This window comes from Guyparkeria sp. TX1 (assembly GCF_046523965.1).
In the GTDB taxonomy this organism is placed as follows: Bacteria; Pseudomonadota; Gammaproteobacteria; order Halothiobacillales; family Halothiobacillaceae; genus Guyparkeria.
Genome location: NZ_CP144142.1, coordinates 282,677 through 300,000 on the forward strand (window position 1 = coordinate 282,677; position 17,324 = coordinate 300,000).

The 17,324-nt window shown below is 61.3% G+C and carries 10 protein-coding genes and 2 rRNA genes (1 of these 12 cut by a window edge); 8 read left to right on the plus strand and 4 right to left on the minus strand.

Going from position 1 to position 17,324, the window contains the following annotated elements:
- The first annotated feature begins 58 nt into the window (after positions 1–58).
- From VWP12_RS01385 to mtgA, 8 genes are all read left to right on the plus strand, one after another.
- Positions 59–6,274 carry a filamentous hemagglutinin N-terminal domain-containing protein gene (locus VWP12_RS01385; protein WP_410474285.1) on the plus strand — a complete coding sequence of 2,072 codons (6,216 nt, stop codon included), beginning with the start codon at positions 59–61 and terminating at the stop codon, positions 6,272–6,274.
- A gap of 665 nt (positions 6,275–6,939) precedes the next feature.
- Complete coding sequence (locus VWP12_RS01390) at positions 6,940–7,386, plus strand: hypothetical protein (protein WP_410474286.1); 447 nt, start codon at positions 6,940–6,942, stop codon at positions 7,384–7,386.
- 115 nt (positions 7,387–7,501) lie between these two features.
- A complete protein-coding gene (locus tag VWP12_RS01395) occupies positions 7,502–8,206 on the plus strand; it encodes an outer membrane protein (RefSeq protein ID WP_410474287.1) in 705 nt (234 codons plus the stop codon).
- Between the two features lie 151 nt (positions 8,207–8,357).
- The gene (locus VWP12_RS01400) at positions 8,358–8,927 is read left to right on the plus strand and encodes a hypothetical protein (RefSeq protein ID WP_410474288.1); all 570 of its coding nucleotides are present in this window, start codon (positions 8,358–8,360) and stop codon (positions 8,925–8,927) included.
- Complete coding sequence (locus VWP12_RS01405) at positions 8,924–10,162, plus strand: AmpG family muropeptide MFS transporter (RefSeq protein WP_410474289.1); 1,239 nt, start codon at positions 8,924–8,926, stop codon at positions 10,160–10,162. The genes VWP12_RS01400 and VWP12_RS01405 overlap by 4 nt, the downstream gene beginning before the upstream one ends.
- Positions 10,163–10,247: 85 nt before the next feature.
- Complete coding sequence (locus tag VWP12_RS01410) at positions 10,248–10,733, plus strand: hypothetical protein (RefSeq protein WP_125199637.1); 486 nt, start codon at positions 10,248–10,250, stop codon at positions 10,731–10,733.
- A gap of 234 nt (positions 10,734–10,967) precedes the next feature.
- The gene (locus tag VWP12_RS01415) at positions 10,968–11,771 is read left to right on the plus strand and encodes a ProQ/FINO family protein (protein ID WP_410474290.1); all 804 of its coding nucleotides are present in this window, start codon (positions 10,968–10,970) and stop codon (positions 11,769–11,771) included.
- 821 nt (positions 11,772–12,592) lie between these two features.
- On the plus strand, positions 12,593–13,306 hold the full coding sequence (gene mtgA / locus VWP12_RS01420) for a monofunctional biosynthetic peptidoglycan transglycosylase (protein ID WP_410474291.1): 714 nt from the start codon (positions 12,593–12,595) through the stop codon (positions 13,304–13,306).
- Positions 13,307–13,809: 503 nt separating this feature from the next.
- Here the strand turns inward: mtgA and VWP12_RS01425 are convergent.
- From VWP12_RS01425 to VWP12_RS01440, 4 genes are all read right to left on the minus strand, one after another.
- The gene (locus VWP12_RS01425; protein ID WP_410474925.1) at positions 13,810–14,253 is read right to left on the minus strand and encodes a pilin; all 444 of its coding nucleotides are present in this window, start codon (positions 14,251–14,253) and stop codon (positions 13,810–13,812) included.
- Between the two features lie 303 nt (positions 14,254–14,556).
- On the minus strand, positions 14,557–14,835 hold the full coding sequence (locus VWP12_RS01430; protein ID WP_410474292.1) for a ComEA family DNA-binding protein: 279 nt from the start codon (positions 14,833–14,835) through the stop codon (positions 14,557–14,559).
- 323 nt (positions 14,836–15,158) lie between these two features.
- Positions 15,159–15,274: ribosomal RNA gene (rrf, locus tag VWP12_RS01435) — 5S ribosomal RNA — on the minus strand.
- An 88-nt stretch (positions 15,275–15,362) separates the two neighbouring features.
- Positions 15,363–17,324 (minus strand): 23S ribosomal RNA (locus VWP12_RS01440); it runs 917 nt beyond the window's last position.

Here is a 17,324-nt window from a genome sequence, read left to right on the forward strand (position 1 = left end):
ACACGTCATGACACGCCAGCTTCATACCCGACTGCCACGCCACGCCGCGAGGACACTGATGCTCGCGATGCTCGTGACCCCGACGTTGTCGGCCAGCGAGATCCGCTCGCATCCGGATGCCCATGGCGGGAATCGTCCCAGCATCCACCAGTCCGGCAACGGCACGCCTGTCGTGGATATCACCACGCCTGGTACCGACGGGGTCTCGCACAACGTCTACCAACAACTCGACGTGGACGAACGCGGCGTGGTGTTCAACAACGGTCGGCAGACCAGCGCCACAACCCTCGCCGGGCAGATCGGCGCCAACCCGGCATTAGCCGGCGGCACGGCAGACCTGATCCTCAACGAGGTGCGCGCCGCAAGCCCCAGCCAACTGGCGGGCTACCTGGAAATCGGCGGCGACCCCGCCGACCTCGTAATCGCCAACCCCGCCGGCATCACATGCAACGGCTGCGGTTTCATCAATGCCGAGCGCGCCATGCTGACCACCGGCAAGCCCCGGTTCGACGACGGTCGTTGGAGCGGCCTGGACGTGCGCGGCGGCCGGATCCGCGTCGAAGGCGACGGCATGGATGCCAGCCGCACGGCACAGGCCGACCTGCTCGCACGAGCCATCGAGATCAATGCCGGCATCTGGGCCGACGAGGTCAACGTCATCACCGGCGTCGGCCAATTTGACCTGCGAGGCCGGTTGGTCGGCTCGGCTGCCACGGACCTCCCGCCCCCCGACTGGAGCATCGATACGGGCCAACTCGGTGGGATGTATGCCAACAAGATACGGCTGGTCGCCAACGAACATGGCGTGGGCGTGCGCAACCGGGGGAGCCTGCAGGCGGGTAGCACCGGCCTGATTCTCATGACCGACGGACAGCTGGTCAATCGAGGCATACTGCATTCCGAAGCACGCGCGCGATTAGACGGGTCGTCGATCGACAACCACGGCACTCTGCAAGCAACTGACCAATTAACGGTGACGAGCACCAAGGCATTTACCAATCAGGGTGGTCGTCTCAGCAGCGGGGCGGACCTGACACTTGCGGCCAGCTCAATCGAGAATGACGGCACGCTTCAGGCCGGTGAAGACATAACGCTTGTCAGCGACGGTCGATTGACAAACCATCAGGGCCAGATCCTCGCGGAACGGGATATCACCGTAGCGGCCCGGCGGCTCGACAACAGGGGCGAGATCCACGCCAATGGAACGCTCGAAATACAGGTCGCCTCGACACTCAGCAACCAATCGATCCTGACCGCCGTCGATTCGATGCACCTAACCGCCTCGAACGCCCTCAACCGGGGAGAGCTGCTGACGGGAAACGATTTGCATCTGCTGCTCGACGCCGACCTGGACAACGCGACGGGACGCATTCGGGTTGGGAGAGAGGCCAATGTCTCGGCGAGCTCTTTCGACAATCAGGATGGCCTGCTTCTCGCCGGCCGGGCGATGGGCCTTGAAGCGGATCGCATCGACAACACCGGCGGCACAATCGGGTCCGCTGGATCGCTTCAGGCAAGCAGTCGCACCCTCGACAACTCCGGCGGAGAGCTGCAGGCCGGAGACGGCCTCACACTCGACACGATCACCCTCTCGGGAGCCGGCCGTTGGTCGTCGACCACCGATCTGACGATCCACGTCGCTAGCGACTATGACCACGAAGGCGAGTTACTTGCCGACGAAGATCTCTCGCTCGACATCGATGGCGAACTGACCAACTCGGGCACATTCAGCGCGGCGGGCGCCGCGACCCTGCGAGCCGACGGGGTAACCAACCGCGCCGACGGGAAAATCGTCGCAGGACAGCTTTCGCTCGACGCTAGCGAACGGCTCGACAATCACGGCCTGATCGATGGCGGACAGGTCAGCCTCACGGCAACCCACGTCATCAACCACCCGGGTGCCCGACTCTACGGCACCGATCTATCGATCACCGCCGCAACGTTGCGCAATCTCGGTGACGATACCCAAGCCGCCACCCTCGCCGCCCGTGACCAGATGCGGCTGACCATCGACACGCTCGAAAATCGAGATGAGGCCCTGATCCTTAGCGTCGGCGACATGGCCATTGCCGGCCGCGAGGGCGCCCCGGCCGGGCACCTGCTCAACGACGGCTCGACCATCGAGGCGTTGGGGGTCCTTGCGATCGAGGCCGATCGAATCGAGAACCGCAATGCCGGGCTGGTGACAGCGCAGGTCGACGAGGCGCCGGTCCGGGAGTCCTGGATACAGCTCAGGGGAAGCCAGCGCACCTTCGATGCCGTCGCCTGCAGCAACCTCTATGACGAGAACGTCTGGTGTCAGGGCTACCCACACGAGATTTCCGATTTCACCTGGTTCCGGACCACCGCCATCACCTCGCACACCGAGGTGGTTCGGACCGAGCCGGCTGTGATTCGCGCCGGCGATGACATGACCCTCGTCGGTGACAAGCTCGTTAACACCGACAGCCAGATCATCGCTGGTGGCGAGCTACACGCAGAGCTCGGCGAGCTCGACAACAGCGCCACCCAAGGCCAGGACATCACCCGGCGAAGCGGCACGGCGAGCTTCACCACCGTGGAATCCTGCGGCACGTTCGGCTCGGATCACTGCCGCGAGTGGCACGGCACCTCCGCCTACAACCCCGCCCCGGTATACAGCGCCCGCTACGACCTGCCGACCGTCACCTATACCGAGCGGGCCGGTGCAAACTCTTTAGCCCCCACCCTGCCGTCGCCCGCAAGTGGTTCGGGGTCGCCACTGCCCGAGTTGCCGCAAGCGAGTCTGTTTCGACTCAAACTCGACAATCCCAACGCGCCCCTGGTCGAGACCGATCCGCGTTTCGCCAGCTACCGCCAGTGGTACGGATCGCAGGCCATGCTCGACGCATTGGCCCGTGACCCCGCCTACACCCAGAAACGTCTCGGCGACGCCTTCTACGAGCAGGCACTCGTTCGCGAGCAGGTCATCGAACAAACCGGGCAACGCCGCCTCGCAGGCTTTGCCGATGACGAGGCCCAGTTCCGCGCCCTGATCGACGCCGGCATCACCCTCGGCAAGGATCTCGAGTTGACACCGGGTGTACGCCTGAAAGCCGAGCAACTCGCGCAACTCACCGCCGACATCGTCTGGCTGGAAGAGCAGGACGTCAGCATCGACGGGCAAAGCCGAGAGGTCCTCATCCCGCGCCTGCACCTCGCCGATGGTGCGCCCCGGCCAGCCGGCAACTCGGGACGCATCGCCGCCCAGCAGCTCCAAGTCGCCGTCGACGGCAGCGCCACCAATCGGGGCGATCTCGCCGCACGCGACACGCTTACCCTGTCCGCCAACCGCATCGAGAACCTCGGCGGCACCATCGAGGCCAATCGCACCCACCTCGCGGCCGGCACCGACATCCAGCAACGCGGCGGCGAGATTCGCGGGCAACGGACCTTGTCCCTGGCCGCCGGGCGGGACATCACAGTCGAAGCCGACACCCGCCGCGACGAAATTCGCGACGGCACCAACCACTTTTCCCGCGACCAGATCGTCGACCGTGGTCGCATCGCCGTTACCGGCGACGGCGAGCTGACCGTCACCGCCGGGCGCGACCTGACACTGCAAGCCGCCGAGGTCACACACGACGGCGACGGAGCCACCACCCTGTCCGCCGGACGCGACCTGCGCCTGACCACAACCACCGAGGGGCACGACGAGTCGATCACCTGGGACGCGGACAACCGGCTTGCCCAAGGCACTCGCCGCGAGGTCGGGGCTGTCATCGACACCCAGAGCGATCTCAAGCTGATCGCCGGACGCGATCTCTCCGGACGAGCCGCCAACATCGACGGCGGCGACGACACCGTCACGCTGACCGCGCGCCGCGACATCCAACTGGCCGACGGTGAGGCGACCCGCCACTGGGAGGAAGCTCACCGACTCGAGGACGACAGTTGGGCCTCGAGCACCGTCGCTATCTCGCACGAAACCGCCAACCATCGCCGGAGCCAGGCGTCCCGACTGAGCGGGGGCGCCGTGCGACTCTCCGCCGATCAAGACATCGCCGTACAGGGCAGTCATGTCGACGCTCTTCACGACCTCTCGGTGCTGGCCGGGGACGACATCCGGTTGTTGGCCGGCGAAGAACGTCACGAGGAAAGCCACGTCAGTGACAAGCAAAGATCCGGCTTCACGACGAGCGGGTATAACCGCTCGCGGAGAACCTTTTCGAGGGAGGAGCAACAGATCCACCATGTCGCCTCATCCCTACACAGCCGGCAGGGCGACGTCACGCTACTCGCCGGCCTAGCCGAGATCATCCCGGCCGATGGCGGAGCCGTGGTCGTCGACGGCAGCCGCATCTCCGCCGACGCCGGGCGCTTAGATCTCGCCGGGCAGCACATTCTGCTCACCACCACCCAGGACAGCACCCGCACCAAGGCGGCCCGACTCGAACGGAAGAGCACCTGGGCCTTTGCCACTGGCTTGCCCGAAGGCGCCAAAGACTCGCTCGACGCTGAGCGGCGTCAACTGACCGCCAACGGCAGCACCCTGAGCGGACGCGAGGGCGTCTCTCTTCTGACCAACGGGCTTATAGACGTCACCGCGGCCCGACTCGAATCCTCCGACGGGGGCGTCGACATCAACGGCGGCCAAGTCCACGTCCGCAGCGCCCGCGACAAGCTGTCAGCGACCCGCGACGAAAGCCACGAGAAGACTGGCGTCAGCTGGCGCGACCTCACCGGTATGTTCACTCCCGGTCAGGGCGTCGGCTACGACACCGCGGCGGAACAGGTAGACAGCGAATCCACGCTCGTGCCGGCCACGATCAACGGCCGCAACGTCACTATCCGCAGCATGCAAGACGATATCGATCTCGCCGCCGTGCGGATCGAGGCGACTGGTGACGAAACGGAGCAAGCCGGCGTCCGCATTGATGCCGCCGGCGATTTGTACTTCGGCACCCTCACCACCGAGACCTTCCATCGACGGGACGAGACGCACGAGGATCTCGCGTGGCAAGGTGCCGAGGGCGAGGGTCGATACCACGAGCAAATCCACTACAACCGGCTGAACGCCGAACGAGTCAAGCTAGGGGCCGGCGACCGCGTCACCGCCGACATAACGTCGCACGACCCCATCGAGACACTGGCCCGGACGACTGGCATGGACTGGCTCCGAGCCTTGCGCGACACCCCCTCGTTAACCGACCAAGTCGACTGGCAAGCGGTCAAAGAGGCCCACGAACACTGGTCGTACGACGAGCAGGGGCTCACGCCAGCGGCCTCGACCGTTGTGGCCGCGTTAGTGACCTATTTCACAGCCGGGGCAGGAACGAGCATCGTCAATGCCGCTGCTGGCACTGGAGCCGCCACCACCACGACCGGAACTATTGCCGCATCAATTGTCGAGGCCGCGGTGACCAATTTGGCGACCGAGGCGTCAATCAGCTTCATCAACAACGAAGGAGACATCACAAAAGCTCTGAACGAAATTGGAGACGAAGAAACTCTGCGAACAACCGTATCCAGCATGTTATCTGCCGGGATCAACACCGGATTCGGAAATTCTTACGGAGTAGAGCGCTTCGCAGTCAGCGCAGCTTCCGGTTGCGCAAAGGGTCGGTTATCTAACGAAAGCTGCCGGAAGGGAGCCATTGAGTCAGCCACGATGTCGGGATTGCAATGGACTTCACACATACTGCGCCAAAATCAATTAAATTCGTCTAAAAAGTTTTCCGGCATCTGCGACGCCAACCATGACTGCATATCAAACATCAGCGGAAGTAGCGTCGGAGTCGACGGTGACAACGTGAAACTTGGCGGGGGAAGGATTAACGTCAGCTCCGTGTGCGAAGCAGCACCTGACCTATGCAACGATAAAATCGATTCATTCAACAAAAGATTTATTGCAGACAACGGAAAAGTTTTTATACCGAACGGGCTAAAAATGGCCGACGGGGCAACTCCGCTAACAACAGCCAACCTTCTAGCCAGCCTCCCACAGAGCCCACTTGGAGGACTGCAAGGAGGGGGCGGGGTCTTCGGCATGTTCAATATGAAGGTGCCTTACGAGGCCGGATCGTTTTTAGACATCTTGGTGGAATCTTTTGCAGGGCCGCATGATTGGCTTAATAGCTCACACTATTATGGGGCGAATGGGAACATTAACACCGCCGCAGGCATTTGGGGAATAGCGGCCTGGAACAGCATTAATGTCGCACTAGCGGCTCCTTTCGGGCTCGCAACCCTCTGTTCTCAGGCACCTGTCGCTTGCGGCGCAGCCCACTCAGAAATCGAGCGACATGGAAGATAAATAATGAGAATTAATTGCATTAGGCCAAAAAATATTTTCACTTTACTCGCCCTGTTTTTAGGGGGTACGGGGTGCAGCCATCTATACACCCCTCCAGCGATAGACGACCTGGACTGGAGCCCCAGTGAACTATCGACTCACGGCTGCCCAAACCTTTCGGGAAAGTACGTCGCCCCCCCTGAAGGAGAATCTTACCGAAAGATCCTGCCGACCGGATCCCCGAGTCTATATTTGGACAGGGAACACTACCTGGAGCACAAAGACGAAAAAATACTTATTACGATACATTCCATGCAAGGGAAAGCGACCATAGAAGCTCAAAATGAGAATCGCACCATCACTTCATCCGTGGTTTTTGACGGCATCATGACCGGGTGCTCAAACAACTCATTAATATATAGATTCAAATCTGATCCAACGCCCCACCCAGAGTCGGGCGGCCACACCTCAATAGTCTACGGAGAACGGGTAATAAAAAAATCAAAAGGAGGCGATATACATGTTTATCGCCAACAACGAAACAGAAAGGCCACATGGCGGAATATAGCTGACGCGCAGCCATATCCACAGAAAGACACCGGCCCGACGATATTCACCAAAGTCCCTCGGAGCGACTAGCTCCTCTAAAGCTAACTCACGTCAGCACGTTCAAAGGAGTGAACCTGATGAAGAAAGTTCTTGCCTGCCTCGCACTCGCCACAACGGTGAGCGGCTGTTCCACAACAGGCACCAGTCATCCTGCCCATTCCATGAAAGACGATCTGTCCGCCTGCCTGGAACAGGTAAAGAGCGAGAAAGACCTCCTGCTGGTCGAAGCACCTGTCGCGAATAACCCGCTATCCAACGCCCTCGTCAACGGCCTTGCTGGTCAGTCCCGAGCATCGGCCACCCTTGTGACGGCTTTGAGCAACCGCGACGGGCGGCCCGTGCTCGTTTTCGGTAGAAACGAAGCCAACAACACAGCGCTGTTGCGTGCGGCGCTGAAGTCTCTCCCCGAAACCCCGTATGCGCGCGAGGTCTGCCTAGCGGCGGGTGCAAATAAAACAGAAGAATTGCGCTCGCTGGCGGCATCGCGCGGATTCGAGCTATTTTTCACGCGTGCCCACGGCTGACAACTGCAGTCGGCTCCGTCTGGACAACCGAAAAACGAGGCAGACCGAGTACAAGGGAACCACGGTCAAACCATGACGCTTTCTGCGTCTCAAACAATCGATCAAGGAGTGATCGATGATGAAAAAATTGCCGACTGCTTTGATTGCGGCAACAGGAATCGCCGCCGGCAACCCAGCACTCGCTGAAAACGATGTGTATCTCAAGGGCGGCATCGGCTGGGCACACAGTCAGGACGAGGTAGCGACCATCGGCGATCTCGCCGGTCCGCCCGACGAGGTGGCGTTCGAGTCGGACGACTCGCTCGCCTACCAGGTCGGCATCGGGTATCGCCTGACCGACTGGCTGGATGCGGAGATATCCCTGAACCACATCGGTGGATTCAATTTGAGTGGGCCCTATCAGGATGACGGCAGCCCCTCGGGCGAGATGGGACGCACCGAGGTGGACACAACCTCGATCATGGTAGTCGGCCTCGTGGACCTGGCCGCCGTATTGGATTCGTCTTGGCCGCTCAAGACGTATATCGGCCTAGGGGCGGGATACGCCCGACACGATATGGGTCGCTTTACCGTCACCAACGACAGCGCCAGGATCGACAGCCATACCGCCCGTGAATTCGCCTGGAAGGCGACATTGGGTGCGGTCTACCCGCTTGGAGAGCGCATGTCCCTGGATGCCTCCTATGCCTATGCCGACTATGGCGAGGCGAAATCGAGCCGTAACGCGCATGAGCGCGGTGATGACCTGCAGCTAACCTCACCCCTGAGCGTAGCAATCCGCTCCCACGAACTGTCGCTTTCGCTGCGATACCGGCTGTAGCCCCTGACATCACGGAGCTAAATCAGGCAAGGGCCATCTCGATCACTCTTACGAACTCGCACTTGAGGAAATCGGCATCATTTTCCTGCCAACCTGCACGCGGCCGAAGCCAGCGTCTGCAAGATGAACAGTCGTGGCACAATGCCCGCCCATGTCCGCCCGCCAATCCATCAAGCCCGGTTTCACGCCGCCGCCCGACGATGTCATCATCGACGAGGCGGCGGTGTTGCGTTTGTCGGCGTTGCCGTCGGGCGCACTCGATCGGCTCGTGGCGCGCTACGGGTTGCCGCTCGTCTGGGTGACGCCGGGCGAACCCATCCCGGGCAGCTTCTGGGGCGACGACGAGGCCGGCATTATCGGCTCGACGTTGTACGTGCGCCCGGACACGGCGGTGCACTCGGCGCTGCACGAGTTCGCGCATATCGTCTGCATGGACGAGGCGCGGCGGGCCGCGGCACACACTGATGCCGGCAGTGATGACATCGAGGAAGAGGCGGTCTGCTACCTGCAGATCCTGATGGCCGATCATCTCAAGGGCTTTGGTCGCGAGCGGGCACTGGCCGATATGCAGGCCTGGGGCTACACCTTTCGCGTGGGCACGCCGGGCGACTGGTTCGCGCGGGATGCCGACCGGGCAATCGAGTGGCTATTGAACCAAGGGCTGGCCCGACAGACCAACGGGGCGATTGAACCCACCTTCCGTCCGCGAGGCACCGGATGAGCACTCGACTACAGCGCATGCACGCCGTGGCAACCTCGCCCAAGCAGCTGGCTGTGCTGTTTTTGGGCTTCGCCTCCGGCCTGCCGCTGCTACTGACCTCCGGCACGCTGCAGGCCTGGCTGACGATGGAGGACATCGACCTCAAGACCATCGGCCTGTTCGCGCTGGTCGGCCTGCCCTACACGCTCAAGTTCCTCTGGGCACCGATCCTCGACCGCTTCGCCGTGGGCCATTTCGCCCGCCGCCGCGGCTGGATACTGCTGACCCAGGTGTTGATCGCCGTCGGGCTGCTGGGCCTGGCGATCAGCGATGCCCAGACGCAGATCTGGCAGATCGCGATCTTCGCCCTGATGGTCGCCTTCCTCTCGGCCACGCAGGACATCGCCATCGACGCCTGGCGTACCGATACCCTCGACGCTCCCGAACGCGGGCTCGGCGCGGCGGTATTCGTCATGGCCTACCGCATCGGCATGCTGGTCGCCGGTTCGGCGGCACTGGTGATGGGGGACCACATCGGCTGGCCGTTGACCTACACCATCATGGCGGCACTGATGGGCGTGGGCATGGTCACGGCCTGGTTCGCCCCGGAGAAGGACACGCGCGATCTTGCACCGCAGACCATGCGCGAAGCGGTCATCGGGCCGATGAAGGCATTCTTCTCCCGCCCCGAGGCCTGGGCGCTGATCTTCCTGGTCATTCTCTACAAGTTCGGCGATGCCTTCGCCGGCACGCTGACGACCGCCTTTCTGATCCGCGGCGCGGGCTTCACCGCCACCGATGTCGGCCTGATCAACAACGGCGCCGGGCTGATCGCGACAATTATCGGCGGGCTGTTCGGCGGGCTGTGGATGGTCAAGCTGGGCCTGTTCCGCGCCCTGATGCTGTTCGGCGTGCTCCAGGCGATCACCAACCTCGGTTACGCCTGGCTGTACGAATGGAACAGCTACGGGCTGATGGTGGCGGTTATCTCGCTGGAGAACTTCGCCGGCGGACTGGGCACCGCCGCCTTCGTCGCCTTCCTGATGGCGCTTTGCGACAAGGAATACTCCGCCACCCAGTACGCCCTGCTCTCGGCCATCGCCGCGCTGGGGCGCATCTATCTCGGGCCGACCGCCGGTTTCATCGTCGAGGCCGTCGACTGGACGATCTTCTTCCTCCTCACCTTCCTGGCCGCCCTGCCCGGTCTGTGGCTACTGTGGCGCGCGCGGCACACCATTCGTCGACTCGACCAGTAAGGCCGCGCGAGGCGGGAACCTCTCAGGCCAAGGCAGGTCCCGTCTTCTATACTGGAGCGAGCCGACAACGACCGGGAGTAACGGCATGAAAGGACGTATTGGACGAATACTGGTCGCGACGGGCGCGGCCCTCGTGATCGGCCAGGCCAACGCCATGGCCCAACCGCCGGAGCACGCCGGCCAACCGCAGAAGGCACAGGGCGCGCCGGAAAAGGCGGAGAAACAAGGCATGGCCAACCCGCCGGAGCGCCACGCCGAGCGTGAACGCAACACCTCGCGCTACCATATCTCCACCCGCGAACGGACGTACATTCAGGACTGGTACAGCCGCAACCTGCCGCCGGGCCTGGCCAAACAGGGCAAGGTCCCGCCGGGGCATGCCAAGCGGCTCGAGCGCGGCTCAACGTGGCCGCCACGTGATGTGGAATATGAGCGCCTGCCGCGCGAACTGGTGCGCCAGCTCTCTCCGCTGCCGGACCACATGCGCTACTACCGGGTGGGCCCCGACGTGGTGATCGCCGACACCGCCGGCAACGTCGTCAGCGACATTGTCTACGACATCCTCAATTGACAACCGGTCACGCCGCCACTCGGCGTTGTGGCCGGCGGCCAGCTAAACCGTTAAGATTCACCCTTTGCCGGACTAGCCTGTCCGCCACCATGAGCGGCGGCAGGTCCGGTCATGGAAGCTCTGCACGAATCCGATAATGCTCCGCGCGCCTTGTTCTCGAACGGCTCGCCAAGCCAGGGCGCTATCCGATTCGTGCAGAGTTTCCCAATTTACGCCAAGCCAGCGACCGACGACATGACCGCAGACGAGCATCAGGCCACCGACCCGAAACCGGAAACCACCGGCACCGACGCGGTCGAGACCACCCCAGAGGCCAGCCAGGAAGCAACCGCGCCGGCCGAACAAACCGTGGCCGAAGGCCAATCCGACAGCGCGCAGGGCGACCAGCCCCAACCTCAGGCAGAATCTGCGGCAGCGAACCAGCCGAAAAAGCCGCGCGTCCACCCGCGTGAGGCGGTCAAGCAGTTCGAGGCCGCTTGGCCGGAGGCGTTTTCCTCCGACCCGAAACAGGTCAAGCCGCTGGCCATCGGCATCCTCCAGCAGATCCTCGCCGATCGCCCGGCCGAGCTTGATGGGCTCAACTCCAAGGCCATCCGCGCGGCGATGAAGTTCTACACCTCGCGGCTGTCGTACCACATCGCCATGAAGAACGCCGAGCACCGCGTCGACCTCAAGGGCGAGCCGGCCGAACCGGTCGATGACAAGGCACGAGGCCACGCCGAGGAACAGATCAAGGCCATCCACGCCGCCCGCGACGCCAAGCGCGCCGAGCAGGGCGAAACTGAAGAAGGCAGCGAGAAGAAGCCACGCCGCCCCCGCAAACCGGCAGACAAGGGGCCGCGCAAGGCAGCCAATGGCGGCCAAGGTGACAAGGCACGGTCAGGACAGGAAGGCAACAAGCGCCGCAATGACCGTCGACCGAACAAGTCCGGCGAATCGCGCAAGTCAGAACAGGCCGATCCGGCGCTGAAGAACCTCAGCATGGAAGAAAAGCTCGACCGACTCGCCCAGCGCTTCGGCCAGGACGGCGTGAAGTAATACCCACGGTCGTGGGATCGGGCCCCGCCGGCGAAAGCCGCCTGGGCGACTCCGCTGTTCTCAGCCTTTTAAGCGGCTGATTTCCACCACACCGTTCAAATCCGGCACACCGGGGCCCCCGCGCCTTGCCTCGTCACCGATGAATTGCCGGGTCGGAGCGACAGGGACGCCGCTCCGAGGTTCGCGCGACACGACGTCGCGTCGAACCGGGCCCGACAGCAAGTCAGCGGTGAAGGGGAAGGTCTGCACGAATACGATGCCGCTCTGCGCGTCTTGAGGCGGGCAGATGCAAGGCGCCCGTTCGCCGCGGAAGAGTCATTCTCTTCCCAAGGACGGCAACGCAGCAGATGCCCGCCTCAAGACGCGCCCTGCGGGGCCTTGCGAGTCGCCCGCGTTCGGCGTTGCGCCGTCTTGACGTGGCCATCGGCACGCCAGCGACGCCGCGCCTTGATCACGAACGACTCGCAAGGCCAGAGTGGTATCGGATTCGCGCAGCCCTTCCCCCTGGAAGCCCGAAGGGCCAAGGCGCCGGGGTGTCCTTGTCTTTGGGCACTTTCTATTGGACAAGCAATAGAAAGTGGCTCGGGCGTGGTCACCCTCGCCGAAACGGAGACAAGCAGCTTCATAAACGCCCGAAAGCTATACCACCTTCACACCAAGGTGCCTTGCTCCGATCGATCAACATAGATCCGCCGGGACTCGCGCCGTGGGCGCGATTCATTTGCCGGGCAAACTCCCACGGGTCCGGCTGTCCCCGAACGGCGGCGGCAGCAAACTGTTCGCCCGATCATCCAACACCATACCTAGCAACACGCCCCCCCATGAGCCGATCCAAACGCAATCGCCCCATCCGCCGCTGGATCTGGCGAATCATCCTGCTGGCGCTGCTCGCCTTCCTGCTGGTCCAGCTATGGTTCTTCGTGCAGGTCTGGCACCTGCGGGACAACAACCCTGAGACCACCGCCTTCATGCGCGAGCGCCTGGAACTCCTGCGAGGCATTCGCCCGGACATTACGGCCCAACAAATCTACGTGCCCTACGACGCCATCAGTCCGGCCGCCCGCCGTGCCGTGGTCGCCTCCGAGGACGACCGCTTCATGGACCACTGGGGCATCGACCTGGTGGGCTTACGTCACGCCATGGAACGTAACCTCGAAGCCGGCGAGATCGTCGCCGGGGGATCGACCATCACACAGCAACTGGCAAAGAACCTGTTCCTATCCGCCGGCCAGTCACTTTGGCGCAAGGGCCAGGAAGCGCTGATCGCCCTGATGCTGGAAGGCGTGCTGGGCAAGCGCCGGATTCTCGAGCTGTATCTGAACTACGCCGAATGGGGCGACCTGCTCTACGGCGTCGAGGCCGCCGCCCGCCACTACTACGGCAAGTCAGCCAGCGGCCTGACCCGACACGAATCCGCCCGTCTGGCCGCCATGCTGCCCAACCCGCGCTTCTACCAGGACAACCGCAACGCGCGCGGATTGCAGGTGAGGACCGATGCGGTGCTCGGCCGAATGGAATACTCAAAGACGCCTTGAGTCAGCGAATAACGGAGCCATCAGAGGCGGGCAAAGACTTTTGACCTCTTTTCCGTATCACGGGGAAACTGGAGATGGTCGCAGTCGCTATGAGCTAATTGCCTCTGACCCCTTTTTTACTGGGAAGCTGCTCATCTGGCGGCCATGCTCCCCAATCCGCGCTTCTACCAGGACAACCGCAACGCACGCGGATTGCAGGTCAGGACCAACGCGGTGCTGGGCAGAATGGAATACTCGAAGACGCCTTGATTCCGGTACAACCGGGGTTATCTCATCGATTCGGACACTCGCCACCAACACGTGAACGAGCCCCTCCCCCCTTTAAGGCGAATTACCCCTGACCCCCTTTTCCACCCCAGGTACCTGATTCCATCCACCGCGACAAAGTAGTCCCGAAACACGAACGTAAGGAGATGTTCCACCCGCGCTCGAGATGCGCTGACACAAAAAAGCCGCCCAACGGGGCGGCTCTTAATTATTAGCCGGCTATTCGTGAAGCGAAATTACGGTCGGCATGCACTCGGAAGATACTTATCTTCCAAACCATCACAATCCCAACTGGAGATCTGGCCCGACGTCTCAACGTTAGGTGTAATTGTCAAGTTCGAATCAGTGATACCAGCAAGCACACCGTCATCAAAAGTCACCGTGATCGTACCGGTGCCGTCAGTAGCAACCGCAACAGTGCTGAAATACTTCCCGTTCAGCTCACTAGCCGCAGTGGTGATGGCAGAATCGCTACCGACACCTGTCAATGTGCCATTCTCAGAGGAAAACACAGCGATGTCTGCACGAAGACCCGCAGTGGAGGTGAAACCCTCGGACGCCTGCGCACGAGCGGTGTAATCTTGGTATGCCGGCAGCGCGATGGCAGCCAAGATACCGATAATCGCCACGACGATCATCAGCTCGATCAGGGTAAAACCCTTCTGAACCTGCTTGTTCATTTGCTTCATCATTCGTGAAATTCTCCTTTGGAGCGTTGATCAACCGGGCCTCCTGGCCCATAGGCCCCTTATACGCAAGCACGCCCCGTGCCAGCTATCGCAAACGGCATGCCAGGGCCGGCGGACATGGGGTATGCGACGTGTCGCCGCCAGCCCTGCGTCAAGTCCCGACGCGCACCGAGCACCTACTGTCACGAGTTGACACACTGTTTCGCAGAACTTTAAGGCTGGGATCACAAAACAAGCAAACGCAAAAAGCCCCGGCAGATGCCGGGGCCCTGATTCCACTTGGCTGCGAAACCGTTATTCGCCCACCGCGACCTCATCCTTGATTGTCGCGATGGTTTTCTCACCGATACCCTCGACCTCGGCAAGCTGGTCGACCGACTCGAAGCGTCCGTGCTCGGAGCGGTATTCCACGATGCGCTCGGCGTAGACCTGGCCGATGCCGTTGAGGGTAACCAGCTCCGCCTTGGATGCCTCGTTGATATTCAACGGCTCCGCAGCGAATGCCGGAGGGGCGAGTAACAGCGCGGCACCGATGGCGGCCGCGCGTACGGAATGGGTGAGTCCTTTCATCATCCTACCTCCTTGTACACGTGGGATGGTTGTACCTTACGCGGGCCGATCCCACATGCATATCAGCATATTCCTAATATGCTGTAGGAGTTTACGGTTTAGATTGTAGGAATATGCCTACAGGGCTCCGCTCTACCCAACCCTTCCGGCACTAAGTGGAATCGGGAGGCTCTCCGACGTGGACTGTTGGGCTAAAGCCCAACCCACAGAACTGGCCTCTGGTGACCGCGGAGGCCGAGAAGTCCTTAGGAAAACGAAGAAAGCAACTCACGCCGCACAAGAAAAACCCCGTCCAGCTAATGCTGCGACGGGGCTTTCAATTGGGAGCCTGGCGTTGACCTACTTTCACATGGGGAGGCCCCACACTATCATCGGCGATGCGGCGTTTCACTGCTGTGTTCGGGATGGGAACAGGTGGTTCCACCGCTCTATGGACGCCAGGCGAAGGGGTAGCCGCCCGGCGTGAGCCGGACGGCAGTAAAGTGAATGCGGTATGTACGGGGTATCCGTGTGTGTCGCTTTGGCGTTATATGGTCAAGCCGCACGGGTGATTAGTACGGGTTAGCTGCATGCATTACTGCACTTCCACATCCCGCCTATCAACGTGGTGGTCTTCCACGGCCCTTCAGGGGGCTCGAAGCCCCGGGGAGATCTCATCTTGGGGTTGGCTTCCCGCTTAGATGCTTTCAGCGGTTATCCAATCCGAACTTAGCTACCCGGCAGTGCCACTGGCGTGACAACCGGAACACCAGAGGTTCGTCCATCCCGGTCCTCTCGTACTAAGGACAGATTCCCTCAAATCTCCAACGCCCACGGCAGATAGGGACCGAACTGTCTCACGACGTTCTGAACCCAGCTCGCGTACCACTTTAAATGGCGAACAGCCATACCCTTGGGACCTGCTTCAGCCCCAGGATGTGATGAGCCGACATCGAGGTGCCAAACACTGCCGTCGATATGGACTCTTGGGCAGTATCAGCCTGTTATCCCCGGAGTACCTTTTATCCGTTGAGCGATGGCCCTTCCATACAGAACCACCGGATCACTAGAACCGTCTTTCGACCCTGTTCGACGTGTCTGTCTCACAGTCAAGCTGGCTTATGCTCTTGCACTAACCGCACGATTTCCGACCGTGCTTAGCCAACCTTCGTGCTCCTCTGTTACGCTTTCGGAGGAGACCGCCCCAGTCAAACTACCCACCATGCACGGTTCCCGATCCGGATAACGGACCTGGGTTAGAACACCAAACATACCAGGGTGGTATTTCAAGGTTGGCTCCACCAGAACTGGCGTCCTGGCTTCAAAGCCTCCCACCTATCCTACACAAGTAGGTTCAGTATTCAGTGCAAAGCTGTAGTAAAGGTTCACGGGGTCTTTCCGTCTTGCCGCGGGTACACTGCATCTTCACAGCGATTTCAATTTCACTGAGTCTCGGGTGGAGACAGCGCCGCCATCGTTACGCCATTCGTGCAGGTCGGAACTTACCCGACAAGGAATTTCGCTACCTTAGGACCGTTATAGTTACGGCCGCCGTTTACCGGGGCTTCGATCAAGGGCTTCTCCGAAGATAACCCCATCAATTAACCTTCCGGCACCGGGCAGGCGTCACACCCTATACGTCCTCTTTCGAGTTTGCAGAGTGCTGTGTTTTTGATAAACAGTCGCAGCGGCCTGGTCACTGCAACCCCCTTCGGCTAACGGAGCAAGTCCGATCACCTAACGGGGGCGCACCTTCTCCCGAAGTTACGGTGCTATTTTGCCTAGTTCCTTCACCCGAGTTCTCTCAACGCCTTGGAATTCTCATCCAGTCCACCTGTGTTGGTTTAGGGTACGGTCAACCGTTATCTGAAGCTTAGAGGCTTTTCCTGGAAGCATGGCATCAACCACTTCGTTCCCTTGGGAACTCGTCGTCACCTCTCGGTGTTGATCTCCCGGATTTGCCTAAGAGATCCACCTACGGGCTTAAACCGGACACCAACTGCCGGCTGGCCTAGCCTTCTCCGTCCCCCCATCGCAATAACGGTCGGTGCAGGAATATTAACCTGCTTCCCATCGACTACGCTTCTCAGCCTCGCCTTAGGGGCCGACTCACCCTGCGCCGATTGACGTTGCGCAGGAAACCTTGGACTTTCGGCGTACGAGGTTTTCACTCGTATTATCGTTACTCATGTCAGCATTCGCACTTCCGATACCTCCAGCAGACCTCACAGTCCACCTTCAACGGCCTACGGAACGCTCCTCTACCATGCCTTACGGCATCCGCAGCTTCGGCAGTGTGCTTGAGCCCCGGTAAATCTTCCGCGCAGGCCGACTTGACCAGTGAGCTATTACGCTTTCTTTAAAGGATGGCTGCTTCTAAGCCAACCTCCTGGCTGTCTCTGCCTTCCCACATCGTTTCCCACTTAGCACACATTTGGGGGCCTTAGCTGGCGGTCTGGGTTGTTTCCCTCTCCACGACGGACGTTAGCACCCGCCGTGTGTCTCCCATGATT

What these genes read in the sequence shown, in the direction of transcription:
- VWP12_RS01410 (WP_125199637.1), top strand. Translation starts at nt 10,248, where the DNA reads ATGAAAGGACGTATTGGACGAATACTGGTCGCGACGGGCGCGGCCCTC.
- VWP12_RS01395 (WP_410474287.1), top strand. Translation starts at nt 7,502, where the DNA reads ATGATGAAAAAATTGCCGACTGCTTTGATTGCGGCAACAGGAATCGCC.
- VWP12_RS01430 (WP_410474292.1), bottom strand. Translation starts at nt 14,835, where the DNA reads ATGATGAAAGGACTCACCCATTCCGTACGCGCGGCCGCCATCGGTGCC.
- VWP12_RS01400 (WP_410474288.1), top strand. Translation starts at nt 8,358, where the DNA reads ATGTCCGCCCGCCAATCCATCAAGCCCGGTTTCACGCCGCCGCCCGAC.
- VWP12_RS01415 (WP_410474290.1), top strand. Translation starts at nt 10,968, where the DNA reads ATGACCGCAGACGAGCATCAGGCCACCGACCCGAAACCGGAAACCACC.
- VWP12_RS01425 (WP_410474925.1), bottom strand. Translation starts at nt 14,253, where the DNA reads ATGAACAAGCAGGTTCAGAAGGGTTTTACCCTGATCGAGCTGATGATC.
- mtgA (WP_410474291.1), top strand. Translation starts at nt 12,593, where the DNA reads ATGAGCCGATCCAAACGCAATCGCCCCATCCGCCGCTGGATCTGGCGA.
- VWP12_RS01390 (WP_410474286.1), top strand. Translation starts at nt 6,940, where the DNA reads ATGAAGAAAGTTCTTGCCTGCCTCGCACTCGCCACAACGGTGAGCGGC.
- VWP12_RS01405 (WP_410474289.1), top strand. Translation starts at nt 8,924, where the DNA reads ATGAGCACTCGACTACAGCGCATGCACGCCGTGGCAACCTCGCCCAAG.
- VWP12_RS01385 (WP_410474285.1), top strand. Translation starts at nt 59, where the DNA reads ATGCTCGCGATGCTCGTGACCCCGACGTTGTCGGCCAGCGAGATCCGC.